At 49.0% G+C, this 11,924-nt stretch carries 11 protein-coding genes; 5 read left to right on the plus strand and 6 right to left on the minus strand.

Annotated elements, in window-relative coordinates:
- Positions 1 to 11: 11 nt before the first annotated feature.
- The 3 genes from folP to rlmE all read right to left on the minus strand — a co-directional run bounded on the left by folP (position 12) and on the right by rlmE (position 3,629).
- Positions 12 to 863, minus strand: a complete 852-nt coding sequence (gene folP, locus AC6R10_RS10785; protein WP_500672325.1) for a dihydropteroate synthase — start codon at positions 861 to 863, stop codon at positions 12 to 14.
- A 50-nt stretch (positions 864 to 913) separates the two neighbouring features.
- On the minus strand, positions 914 to 2,863 hold the full coding sequence (gene ftsH / locus AC6R10_RS10790; protein ID WP_487901838.1) for an ATP-dependent zinc metalloprotease FtsH: 1,950 nt from the start codon (positions 2,861 to 2,863) through the stop codon (positions 914 to 916).
- Positions 2,864 to 2,999: 136 nt separating this feature from the next.
- Positions 3,000 to 3,629 carry a 23S rRNA (uridine(2552)-2'-O)-methyltransferase RlmE gene (rlmE, locus tag AC6R10_RS10795; RefSeq protein WP_334554004.1) on the minus strand — a complete coding sequence of 210 codons (630 nt, stop codon included), beginning with the start codon at positions 3,627 to 3,629 and terminating at the stop codon, positions 3,000 to 3,002.
- Between the two features lie 204 nt (positions 3,630 to 3,833).
- On the opposite strand from rlmE, the gene yhbY reads away from it, so the two are divergent.
- Positions 3,834 to 4,130 carry a ribosome assembly RNA-binding protein YhbY gene (gene yhbY / locus AC6R10_RS10800; RefSeq protein WP_334554002.1) on the plus strand — a complete coding sequence of 99 codons (297 nt, stop codon included), beginning with the start codon at positions 3,834 to 3,836 and terminating at the stop codon, positions 4,128 to 4,130.
- A 317-nt stretch (positions 4,131 to 4,447) separates the two neighbouring features.
- Here yhbY and greA read toward each other — a convergent pair whose 3' ends face one another.
- Entirely contained in the window at positions 4,448 to 4,921 is a 474-nt protein-coding gene (greA, locus tag AC6R10_RS10805; RefSeq protein WP_334554000.1) for a transcription elongation factor GreA, read from the minus strand.
- 543 nt (positions 4,922 to 5,464) lie between these two features.
- Here greA and AC6R10_RS10810 point away from each other — a divergent pair.
- Together AC6R10_RS10810 and dacB are read left to right on the plus strand one after the other, a co-directional pair.
- Positions 5,465 to 6,514, plus strand: a complete 1,050-nt coding sequence (locus tag AC6R10_RS10810; protein ID WP_500672237.1) for a porin — start codon at positions 5,465 to 5,467, stop codon at positions 6,512 to 6,514.
- A 170-nt stretch (positions 6,515 to 6,684) separates the two neighbouring features.
- Complete coding sequence (dacB, locus tag AC6R10_RS10815) at positions 6,685 to 8,100, plus strand: serine-type D-Ala-D-Ala carboxypeptidase (RefSeq protein WP_500672326.1); 1,416 nt, start codon at positions 6,685 to 6,687, stop codon at positions 8,098 to 8,100.
- Here dacB and AC6R10_RS10820 read toward each other — a convergent pair.
- On the minus strand, positions 8,061 to 8,906 hold the full coding sequence (locus AC6R10_RS10820) for a magnesium transporter (protein WP_500672238.1): 846 nt from the start codon (positions 8,904 to 8,906) through the stop codon (positions 8,061 to 8,063). The two genes, dacB and AC6R10_RS10820, sit on opposite strands and share 40 nt — an antisense overlap.
- 61 nt (positions 8,907 to 8,967) lie before the next feature.
- Between AC6R10_RS10820 and AC6R10_RS10825 the strand changes: the two genes are divergently transcribed.
- Positions 8,968 to 9,216 carry a hypothetical protein gene (locus AC6R10_RS10825; protein ID WP_500672239.1) on the plus strand — a complete coding sequence of 83 codons (249 nt, stop codon included), beginning with the start codon at positions 8,968 to 8,970 and terminating at the stop codon, positions 9,214 to 9,216.
- A gap of 102 nt (positions 9,217 to 9,318) precedes the next feature.
- Here AC6R10_RS10825 and tyrS read toward each other — a convergent pair whose 3' ends face one another.
- The gene (gene tyrS / locus AC6R10_RS10830) at positions 9,319 to 10,506 is read right to left on the minus strand and encodes a tyrosine--tRNA ligase (protein WP_500672240.1); all 1,188 of its coding nucleotides are present in this window, start codon (positions 10,504 to 10,506) and stop codon (positions 9,319 to 9,321) included.
- 128 nt (positions 10,507 to 10,634) lie between these two features.
- Here tyrS and shyC point away from each other — a divergent pair, with 128 nt between their 5' ends.
- Positions 10,635 to 11,921: a peptidoglycan DD-endopeptidase ShyC gene (gene shyC / locus AC6R10_RS10835; RefSeq protein WP_487901830.1), complete on the plus strand. Its 1,287-nt coding sequence runs from the start codon at positions 10,635 to 10,637 to the stop codon at positions 11,919 to 11,921.
- Positions 11,922 to 11,924 lie beyond the last annotated feature (3 nt).

The raw sequence follows: 11,924 nt of genomic DNA on the forward strand, positions 1-11,924 counted from the left end.
TCCTTATCTTTTTATTTTATCGCCGCAGAAGGTGAATGGTTCGCTTTGACCATCTCAACCACCTTCATGGCATCAAGCGTTTGTTCGTAGTCGTGCACACGAATAATTTGCGCCCCTTTCATCGCTGCGATTGTCGCGCAGCTGACACTCGCCGCCATGCATTCAGCCGGCGCTTTGTCGAGCAGTTTAAATAACATCGATTTACGTGACATGCCCGCCAAGAGAGGCAAACCAAAACGGTGGAACTGCTCAAGATGCGCGAGCATATGATAGTTGTGTTCAAGGGTTTTGCCAAAGCCAAATCCAGGATCGAGGATCAACTGCGCTTTATCAATCCCTGCCGCCTGACAAGCTTGCATGCGCTCTTGCAAAAACTCGCCCACTTCCACTAAGAGATCATCATAGCTTGGGTTTGCTTGCATGGTGCGCGGCTGGCCTTTCATGTGCATCAAACAAATCGGAAGCCCAGATTGAGCCGCCACCTCTAGCGCCCCTGGCTCTTGCAGCGCTCGGACATCATTGATGATATCCGCTCCCGCCGCTATCGCTTGCGCCATGACTTGCGCTTTGCTGGTGTCAATAGAGATCCACACATCAGAGCGGGCGCGAATCGCTTGGATGATAGGCACCACGCGCGTAAGTTCTTCGTCCAAACTCACGTCCGGCGCACCTGGACGCGTGGATTCACCACCGATATCGATGATGGTCACACCGGCGTCTATCATACGCTGCGCTTGCTCTAGGGCGCGCTCTAAGGAGTTAAACTGGCCGCCATCAGAAAACGAATCGGGCGTAACATTAAGGATCCCCATCACCTGAGGCGTGGAGAGTTCGAGGGTTTTATTGTTTGCTTTTAGAATCATCATAAACAGAAAAACCCCGAGTTGCCTCGGGGTTTGGTCATTAACAGAAATTATTCTGAGTCTTTTTTCTCAGTGCCTTCTTCAGCAGGTTGCGCTTTTTCTGCTGATTCGCTGCTGCTGTTTTCCACCGTTTCATCGGCTTCGACAGGCTCGGCTGCACTCTTGTTTGAGGCATTGTCTCCCCATCCTGCAGGCTCACGAATGTCGCTCTTACGCTCCATCAGGTCATCGATTTGACCCGCATCGATGGTTTCGTATTTCATCAGCGCATCTTTCATCGCATGCATGATGTCCATGTTGTCTTCCAAGATTTTCTTCGCACGGTCATAGTTGCGGTCAATAATCTTGCGCACTTCATCGTCAATCAGCTTGGCGGTATCATCAGACACATGCTTGGTTTGCGTTACGCTGCGTCCTAGGAACACTTCACCTTCATCTTCAGCGTACAACAATGGCCCTAGCTTCTCCGAGAAGCCCCATTGCGTCACCATCTTACGCGCAATGTCAGTCGCACGTTCAATGTCATTCGATGCGCCTGTCGAGACTTTATCAGGGCCATAAATCAGCTCTTCCGCCAATCGACCACCGTACAGGCTCGAAATCATCGACTCAAGGTGCTGACGAGACATACTGACTCGGTCTTGCTCTGGCAGATACATGGTCACACCAAGCGCACGGCCACGTGGAATGATCGACACTTTGTATACTGGATCATGCTCAGGGACAAGACGGCCAACGATAGCGTGACCGGCCTCGTGATAAGCGGTAGACGCTTTGGTCTCCTCAGACATCACCATAGAGCGGCGTTCTGCCCCCATCATGATTTTGTCTTTTGCCAGCTCGAACTCCACCATAGAGACATTGCGCTTGTTACCGCGCGCTGCAAATAGCGCCGCTTCGTTAACGAGGTTAGCAAGATCAGCACCCGAGAAGCCCGGTGTACCACGCGCAATCAATGAAGGTTCTACATCACCCGCCAACGGTACTTTACGCATGTGAACTTTCAAAATTTGCTCACGGCCACGTACATCTGGCAAGCCCACGACAACTTGACGGTCAAAACGACCTGGTCGTAACAAGGCTGGGTCCAGTACATCTGGTCGGTTTGTCGCAGCGATAACAATAATGCCTTCGTTGCCTTCAAAACCGTCCATTTCAACCAGCATTTGGTTCAGGGTTTGCTCACGTTCATCGTGACCACCGCCCACACCTGCGCCACGTTGACGACCTACCGCATCAATCTCATCGATAAAGATGATACAAGGAGCTGCTTTCTTAGCTTGCTCGAACATGTCACGAACACGCGAGGCACCGACACCAACGAACATTTCGACAAAGTCAGAACCAGAGATGGTAAAGAACGGTACTTTGGCTTCACCGGCAATCGCTTTCGCCAGCAAGGTTTTACCCGTACCCGGAGGACCGACCATCAACACACCCGTTGGGATCTTACCGCCCAGCTTTTGGAAGCGACTCGGGTCACGCAGGTAATCCACCAGCTCTTTGACGTCTTCTTTCGCTTCATCACAGCCGGCCACATCGCCAAAGGTGGTTTTAATTTGCTCTTCGCTCATCATACGAGCTTTGCTCTTACCGAAGGACATCGCGCCTTTGCCGCCACCGCCTTGCATTTGACGCATGAAGAATATCCATACACCAATCAGTAAGATCATTGGGAACCATGAGATGAAGATCGTGCCGAGCAAGCTTTGCTCTTCCGGCGGCGTACCTTGCACCTTCACGTTTTGATTGATCAAGTCATCGAGGAGTTTTTGATCGTAGACGGGCATGTAAGTCACATAACGAGAGCCACCGCCACGACGAACGAAGGTAATTTCGCCGTCTTTAAATGTTGCTTCCTGAATCTGGCCTTGGCCAACTTCCTGTACGAACGTGGTGTAATCTACTGCTCGTCCGTTACTCTCTCCCGGCCCAAAGCTTTGGAATACCGACATCAAGACTACGGCGATCACTAGCCACAGAATTAAATTTTTTGCCATGTCACTCAAGGTGTCAGCCTCTCGATAACTAATTGTAATTAAAGGTAGGGTACTACAGTTTGAAAACTGTAGCTACAGTGTTAACCGCTGCGAAAAAGAGCAAATAGTTAACCTTTGTAACTAGCGGCCAGCTTGATTAGCCTTTGTAGCCAGTAGCCACGATGAAGACTTCACGTGAGCGTGCTCGCGATGAGTCTGGTTTTCTTACTTTTACGGTTTTAAACAAATCTCGGACTTCTTTCACGTATTGATCGAAGCCTTCGCCCTGAAAAACCTTGACGACAAAGCTACCATTGGGTGCTAGAACTTGTCGACACATATCTAACGCGAGCTCAACCAAGTACATCGCTCTTGGCTGGTCCACTGAGTTATTACCAGCGATGTTCGGCGCCATATCGGACATCACCACATCGACCATAGACGGTTGGATTCGCTCTAGCAGGGCTTCGAGCACGGCATCGTCTCTAAAATCCCCTTGCAGAAAGCTCACCCCAGCGATCGGATCCATCGGCAACAAATCACACGCGATGATTTGCCCGCTGTCCCCCACTATTTTAGCAGCATATTGAGACCAACCACCGGGCGCAGCGCCCAAATCCACCACAGTCATGCCTGGTTTTAGTAGCTTATCTTTGCTTTGGATCTCTTCCATCTTAAAATAAGCGCGAGAGCGATAGCCTTTTTTTCTCGCTTCGTTGGCATATTTGTCGTCGAAGTGTTCTTTCAACCATCGACCAGAACTGGCCGAATGCTTTTGTTTACTCATTCTAATCCTAATAAGACGTAAATAGGAGCTATTGCTGTAATAGGGAAACCCTATTGCGGCTCACTCTGGAGCAAGGAAACTCATCTTTCGATCATTCCCGCCCGCTTGATAATTAACCATCGCTCAATAAATGATAGTCTTCCACCATAGATGGCGTTAAAATAGGGCTTTTCAACCCTAATATTAAAGAAAATTGGCCGCGTAATGAACCTAAGCACCAAACAAAAGCAGCATCTTAAGGGCCTAGCACACAGCTTAAAACCAGTTGTGCTCCTCGGCGCGAACGGACTCACGGAAGCTGTTCTAGCGGAAATCGACATTGCTCTCAACTACCACGAGCTGATCAAGGTGAAAATCGCCTCTGAAGATCGTGACACCAAAAACCTGATTGTCGACGCCATCGTGCGTGAAACAGAAGCAGAGAAAGTCCAAGTGATTGGCAAAACGCTTGTTCTGTTCCGTCAATCTGAAGATCGTAAAATCGAACTTCCACGCAAGTAATCTCGTCCGAGACGGTGGGCACTTCATGACGGCGGACAAGTCACTTGCCACACCAAGATTCGCGCTCCCTATTACTTAGGTAAACAAGCTTAGGTAGATAAAACTTAGGTAAACGCACTTAAGTAGGCACACTGTTTAGGTACACCCGCTGTACTCATTGCAATGTAGAGTATTGAATCCAACAAAAAAGGTCGCGCTGCGACCTTTTTTGTTGCTTGAAACCTTTTCTGAACACACCGATGAGCGGTTGGCTCAAGTCGTTGCTCAGCGAGCATCCTAATTACTTATATTCTCTCAACTAACTTAGAGACACTCAACTAAAGGTACTCAACACGATCAATTTCGAAATCGCGCTCACCACCAGGGGTTGCAATCACGACTTCATCGCCTTCCATCTTACCAATCAAGCCACGAGCAATCGGAGAGCTGACAGAAATGCGACCCGCTTTGATGTTGGCCTCGTCATCACCGACGATTTGGTAGGTTTTTTCTTCTTCAGTGTCGCAATCGATCAATGTGACCGTTGAGCCGAAAATCACTTTGCCTGTGTTTTCCATCTTAGTGACATCGATAACTTGAGCGACCGACAGTTTGTATTCGATATCACGGATCTGCGCTTCACAAATACCTTGCTCTTCACGAGCCGCGTGGTACTCAGCGTTTTCTTTCAGGTCGCCAAGCTCACGAGCTTCAGCAATCGCTTCAGAAATTTGTGGGCGAAGTTTCAAGAGTCGGTCGAGTTCTTCACGTAGCTGCTTTTCGCCACGCAGTGTCATTGGGACTTTTTCCATTATTACCTCATTCCAAAGCATTCTTTGGACAAAACAAAACTACCTAATCACGGGGACTAGGTAGGGATTCAATCAATCGGTTTGTTCTAGTGTAAACAAACTTGGCAACGAAATCATCTTAATTCATCGTACATGAGAGATCACACTCTTAATGCACACATATGCAACCAAACCAACACCAGAACCAGATTTTCGCAGCGGTCAAAAATCCGACAATCAAGATAAAAAATGATAAATTTTCCGTTTTTTTCGACACCCAAACAAAAAGGTAAAAATCACAATAAATCAAACACTTGATATTTTTTTACCCTCAATAAAACAGTGTTCAAAAAGTGTTTTTATATCGTTTTACTACCGCTCAGGGGAACTTTGACGGTACAACATGAGCACGAATTACTCTGGCGACTCAAATCAGTATTTCATATTTATCCGCCTTTTCTTAAGTATGAACATTGAGTCTTCAGGGAATGCGTACGAGGATAAACACGCAAGTGACATCACTCGCATATAAAATTTATGGACAGTAAATTAGGACTAAATAAGATGAACAAGACTCTAATCGCTCTAGCAGTATCTGCAGCGGCAGTGGCAACTGGCGCAACCGCAGCAGACGGCATCCAAGCTGGTGGTATCGAAGGTACTTCTGTATACAGCTCAAACGGCAACTCACTAGAAATCGGCGGCCGTGCTGAAGCTCGCCTATCTCTACAAGACGGTAAAGCATCTGACAAAACACGCGTACGTCTAAACTTCCTAGGTAAAACTGAAATCACTGACGGTCTATACGGTGTTGGTTTTTACGAAGGTGAATTTACTACTGCTGACGAAGGTGGTGCTACAGACTCAAACAGCAGTGACATCACAAACCGTTACACGTACGCGGGTATCGGCGGTGAGTTCGGCGAGATCACTTACGGTAAAAACGACGGCGCACTTGGCGTAATCACAGACTTCACAGATATCATGTCTTACCACGGTAACTCTGCAGCATACAAGATCACAGTTGCAGACCGTACTGACAACATGATGTCTTACAAAGGTCAATTTGACGACCTAGCGGTAAAAGCAAGCTACCGCTTTGCTGACCGCGTTGAAAACGCTGATACTTCATACGGCGACAACAAAGCTGATGGCTACTCACTTTCAGGTATTTACACAATCGCTGACACTGGTGTTAACCTAGGTGCTGGTTACGCAGATGCGAACGTGGGTAACTACGGTTCAGAAAGCCAGTACATGCTAGCGGCTTCTTACGCAGTAAGCGATTTCTACTTTGCAGGTACATTTGTTGACGGCGAGAAGAAAGCGAACTCTGTTGCGAAAACAAAAACTGACCTAACTGGTTACGAGCTTGCAGCAGCGTACAAGATGGACAAAACAGCGTTCACTCTAACGTACAACTACCTAGAGTCAAAATCAGGCGGCGTTAAAGCTGACGAAGCAGACAACCTAGCAATCGATGCGACTTACTACTTCAAGCCAAACTTCCGTACCTACATCTCTTACAACTTCAACCTGTTGTCAGAAAGCGATGTTGATAAGAAGAAAGACGCTGAAGACGAGCTAGCTCTAGGTCTACGTTACGACTTCTAATTTGCTGACCCTTTGTCAACAATCTAAGACGCCTGCTTGCTAGCAGGCGTTTTTTTTTCTCGTTATACTGACACTCGTTTCTTAATCGGTGCTTTGGTATGACTTCTCTTCTTCGCTCCCTTGTCTCTCTGTCGCTGTGTGTGTTAGTGGCCACTAGCACACACGCCAACATGGCCCCGAGTTCAGCGCCTACTGCGCAGCCTTACCCCCCGCTCTCTCATCTGCCCGTTGGCAGTCGTAGTGCGCTTAGAATAGAAAACTTAGTGGAGAGAGACACCGCGCTCGTCACCGACAACCAAGACCAGTATTTCCCCCCGGCCAGTACACTGAAACTGCTCACGGCGCTCGCGGCCAAGCTAGAGCTTGACGACAATTTCCGCTTTGAAACTCATCTTGCGACAGCCGGTCAAGATTGGGTGATTCAGTTTAGTGGTGACCCAACTCTAATGAGCCAAGATCTCAACAATCTGCTCGCTCTCGCCAAACGCGATGGTCGTACTGAGATTAATGGGGATCTTTGGCTCGATAACCGCGCGTTTACCGGCTATGACCGAGCCGTCGGCTGGCCCTGGGATAGCTTAGGTGTGTGCTACAGCGCGCCAGCCAGTGCCATTTCACTTGATGAAAACTGTGTCTACGCGTCGATTTATACCCAAGACGATGGCAAAACACGTGTCTATGTGCCTGAGCAGTACCCGATTTACGTCACATCAAGCGCTAAGTCGGTCAGTCAAACCGAGCAACAAGCCACACAGTGTGATTTGGAGCTGCTCTCTTCCCCCGACAACCACTACCAGCTTCAGGGGTGCTTAACCCAGCGTGAGAAACCGCTGCCGCTCAAATTCGCGGTGCAAGACCCAGAGCTTTACACTCAACGTATGGTAAGCCAGCAACTGCGCGCACTCGGCATTACGCTGAAAGGGCAAGTTCGTATTGGCCAACCGCCAGCGGCCGAGACTCAGCGTATCGCCACTCACCGCTCTGCGCCGCTATCCGATTTGATTACCACCATGTTGACCAAATCCGACAACTTGATTGCAGATAACCTGACCAAAACATTGGGCGCGAAGTTCTACATTCAACCGGGCAGTTTCAGTAATGGTACCAAGGCGATTAAGCAGATTATCTTCGCCCATACCGGCATTGATTTAACCGATGTCCCCATGACCGATGGCTCAGGATTGTCACGCAACAATCGCATCACGACAGCCATGATGGCGAAGGTGCTTCGCTACATCTGGCAACACGATGAAGACTTAAATCTGATCGCTGCCATGCCAAAATCAGGTGAAAATGGCACGCTGCAATATCGACGCAGTATGCGTCAATCGCCCATCAAGGGCGCATTGGTGGCGAAAAGTGGCTCGATTTACGGCAGCATGAATATGGCAGGCTTTGGGCTTGATGAGCATGGTACACCGACCACGCTATTTATTCAGTTTGTGGCCGATTACCACCCGGGAGAGGAGAGCCGCAACGCCCCAAGAGGCCCCGCGGCTATTACCCAGTTTGAAGCGTTGTTTTATCAAGACGTGGTCAATTTCAGTCAGGCAATCCCTAAGAACGCGTTAACCACAGTGAAATAGATCCACATCCCCGAAATATCAACAATCGACGCCAACACCGGGCTGACAAGTACCGCCGGATCCAACTTGAAAGCCCGTGCGACAATGGGGAGTACACCGCCTAACGTCGTTGATAGGGTGACTTGGATAAACAAAGCCACCGCAATGGCGAGCGCAATTAGGTCAATGTCAAACCCGCCTGCTGAGGCGCTGTCGCTAAACAACAAAATGCGGCCAACCATTACTAGAGCAATCGCCAACGCAAGGCACAGTGCCACGCGGCTCTCTTTCCACAGCACTAACAGCCATTGCCGCTTACGCAGCTCTCCCGTCGCCAACGCTCGAATCACCAAGGTCGCCGCTTGGGTGCCGGTATTGCCCCCTGCTGCCGCGATGACAGGCATATACACCGCCAGTAGCACCAGTTGGCTTAAAGTGTCTTCATATTGGGCGATGATCAACCCAGAGACGATCCCGAGTAGGGCCAGCGCGATGATCCAACCGATGCGTTGCTTCACGTGCGCAAGCACCGACGTACTCAGATAGCTATCCCCGGTTTCTACTTCCGAGTGGATAAGACCCAGTTGGTGCGCATAATGACGCGCCAGTTTGTCATGCCCTTGAAGCTCGAGTTTTGAAATCAAGGTCTGAACGTAACCGATGGTGCAGTGGTGTAAAATGGCCACCGCCTCTTCAATCGGCATTACCGTCAACAGATGAAGCTGATGACTTTGCTCGTATTGCAAAAACGCGCTGCGAGCGGCACCAATCTCTTCACGAGAAAAGTGTGATTGTGTGTCTACAAAAGGTTTGCTCATTACCGTCATGGCGAATCTCCCGATTGGCAAAAAGGTAACGACCATCACGCATGAGAAATGCGTAACTAGTATGAATAAGCGAAAATGCTGTGAGGAGAAAAACGCGAGAAAGGAAACAGGACTCTACCACCGAGGTAGAGCAAATGGAGGCCATACCGACAGCGGATTATTTTTCCCCTTTGATACTAGGGGGATGGTCGGTAGTGTTCATAAAAATCTCCAAAAAAACCACCAAATTGGCAGCGGCGAGAGTGTAGCAAAACAGGCAGAAAAAATCAGTCAAAATCGTGTTAAAAAGCCCGATAGATTTGCCCTATAGCTGACACCAACCCATCATTACAGGCAATAAAAAAGCGCCGAATATCGACGCTTTTTCCACTCGTTTTACCCTCTGTCACTAGTCGCTAGGAACTAAAACCCATCACTCAATCGTGATACGTGCGAACTTACGCTTACCCACTTGGAATACGTAAGTGCCCGCTTCAGGTACGAATTTCGCGTCCGCGACCTTCTCACCCTCTATTTTCGCTGCACCCTGTTTCACCATGCGCATCGCGTCTGAAGTAGAAGCGCATAAACCGGCGTCTTTAAGCAGGTTGGCAACAGGCGTACCAACGTCAAAGGTAAACTCTGGCATCTCATCTGGGATCTGATTTTTAGCAAAGCGGTTAACAAACTCTTGCTCAGCGGCATCCGCATCAGCTTCACTATGGAAGCGGGCGATGATCTCTTTCGCCAACAAGACTTTGACATCACGTGGGTTTTTGCCCGCAGCAATGTCGGCTTTAAATTGCGCGATCTCCTCAAGAGGACGGAACGACAACAACTCGTAGTAGCTCCACATCAGATCATCAGAGATAGACATGATCTTACCAAACATCTCACTTGGCGCTTCGCTGACACCAATATAGTTGTGCGCCGACTTAGACATCTTCTTCTCACCATCTAAGCCCACCAGCAGTGGCATGGTCAGCACAACTTGCGGTTTTTGTCCGTGCGCTTTTTGCAGCTCACGTCCCATCAGCAGGTTAAACTTTTGGTCCGTACCACCTAGCTCAACATCGGTCTCCATCGCCACCGAGTCGTAACCTTGCAGTAGTGGGTACATGAACTCGTGAATCGCGATTGGCTGACCGCCTGTGTAGCGCTTTTTAAAATCATCACGCTCAAGCATACGCGCCACAGTTTGCTGCGCGGCAAGACGGATCATACCTTCAGCGCCCAGCTCAGATAACCACTCAGAGTTGAACTGAATCTTGGTCTTGGCAGGATCGAGGATCTTGAATACTTGCTCTTTGTAGGTCTCTGCATTGCGCAGTACGTCTTCACGAGTCAGTGGTGGACGTGTGGTGTTCTTCCCGGTTGGATCACCCACCATGCCGGTAAAATCACCAATCAAAAAGGTCACATCATGGCCTAGCTCTTGGAACGCACGCAGCTTGTTTAGGATAACCGTATGGCCTAAGTGAATGTCGGGAGCCGTGGGATCAGCGCCCAACTTAATGCGTAGTGGACGCCCTTCTTTTAACTTAGCAATCAGTTCTTCTTCTGGAATTAGCTCTTCAACACCGCGCTTAATCTCCGCTAGTGCAGCTTCAATGCTCGCCATTCTTGTTCACTCCCACAGATTTGGCAAAAATTTGATAATTTCCCATCTTACTTGAATAGCGATGCTTTTTGAAACCAGTTAGACTAAACAGCTAGGCTTTTTCTCGAATTTTTTAGAACGGACAAACGATGTTGTCTCTTTTCGCTCGACTTCCTTGGTTTCACCGAGCTTTTATCGCTTTGTTTAGCGCGCTAATTGTGGTTGCCTTGTTTCTTCCCACACCTCAGGATTTGCGTCAGGATGACAAGCGCTACCAAATAGGTACGCCTTACCCTATCGCGATTGATGCCACCGCGTTAGAGATCGACACTGTGATCGGTCCGCCATCGATTCTTCGTTGGGACAAACACACCATTGGCTCTGGCGACAGCATGGCACTGCTCTTTCAGCGTGCTGGCCTCTCTTCTCGATTGCTGTATGAACTCACCTCCACCAATAAAGAGATAGAGCAACAACTGACAAGAGTACGCCCCGGCGATGCGTTTCTATTTGGCTTTGATGAAAACAACCAACTGGTGCAAATCAAACGCGAGCTGAGCCCGTACGAATCATTTCTGATCACCCGCTCTGAAGACGGCTTTCGTTCAAGTCTTGATGTCAAAGAAGTCTTTTATCAATACAACTACGCCGAAGCGACCATTACCTCTAACTTTTGGAATGCAGGGGTCAGCGCCGGTTTAACCGCCAACCAAATCATGGAGCTGGCTGGGATTTTTGGTTGGGACATCGACTTTGCCCTCGATATCCGCCAAGGCGACGGCTTTAAGATTCTTTACCAAGAGAAAGTGGTCGAAGGGGAAATTGTCGGACGAGGTAAAATCATCGCTGCGCTATTTACCAACCAAGGTGATAACTTCACGGCGATTTTAGATGACCACACGGGCAACTACTACGATGAAAATGGCCGCGCGATGAAAAAAGCCTTTTTGCGCTCACCGCTCGATTTTCGCCGCGTCTCTTCTAACTTTAACCCAACGCGTCGCCATCCGGTCACCGGACAGGTACGTGCTCACCGCGGCACCGATTACGCCGCGCCTGTCGGCACGCCGATATGGGCCGCTGGTGATGGTGTAGTGATTAAATCCAGCTATAACCAGTTCAATGGTAACTACGTCTTTATCAAGCACAGCAACACCTACATTACTAAGTACCTGCACCTGCAAAAACGCAAAGTCAAAACCGGTCAGCGGGTAAAACAGGGGCAAACCGTGGGGACGCTCGGTGGCACTGGGCGTGTAACTGGACCGCACTTGCATTATGAGTTTTTGGTCAATGGCGTGCACAAAAACCCAAGAACAGTCAAACTGCCGCAATCAAAGTCGTTAACGGGTAAAGAGAAAACCACCTTTATTGCCAACGCCAAGATTCGCTTAGATAAACTCGAACGCTATGGTGAGCTGTTAGCCACTCGTTAAGTG

The organism is Vibrio sp. R12-SG2-ISO1, assembly GCF_059834045.1.

Coding starts and splice junctions, on each gene's coding strand:
- ftsH (WP_487901838.1), bottom strand. CDS start 2,863: ATGGCAAAAAATTTAATTCTGTGGCTAGTGATCGCCGTAGTCTTGATG.
- AC6R10_RS10825 (WP_500672239.1), top strand. CDS start 8,968: ATGAATAAGCGAAAATGCTGTGAGGAGAAAAACGCGAGAAAGGAAACA.
- dacB (WP_500672326.1), top strand. CDS start 6,685: ATGGCCCCGAGTTCAGCGCCTACTGCGCAGCCTTACCCCCCGCTCTCT.
- AC6R10_RS10820 (WP_500672238.1), bottom strand. CDS start 8,906: ATGACGGTAATGAGCAAACCTTTTGTAGACACACAATCACACTTTTCT.
- rlmE (WP_334554004.1), bottom strand. CDS start 3,629: ATGAGTAAACAAAAGCATTCGGCCAGTTCTGGTCGATGGTTGAAAGAA.
- yhbY (WP_334554002.1), top strand. CDS start 3,834: ATGAACCTAAGCACCAAACAAAAGCAGCATCTTAAGGGCCTAGCACAC.
- folP (WP_500672325.1), bottom strand. CDS start 863: ATGATTCTAAAAGCAAACAATAAAACCCTCGAACTCTCCACGCCTCAG.
- shyC (WP_487901830.1), top strand. CDS start 10,635: ATGTTGTCTCTTTTCGCTCGACTTCCTTGGTTTCACCGAGCTTTTATC.
- greA (WP_334554000.1), bottom strand. CDS start 4,921: ATGGAAAAAGTCCCAATGACACTGCGTGGCGAAAAGCAGCTACGTGAA.
- tyrS (WP_500672240.1), bottom strand. CDS start 10,506: ATGGCGAGCATTGAAGCTGCACTAGCGGAGATTAAGCGCGGTGTTGAA.
- AC6R10_RS10810 (WP_500672237.1), top strand. CDS start 5,465: ATGAACAAGACTCTAATCGCTCTAGCAGTATCTGCAGCGGCAGTGGCA.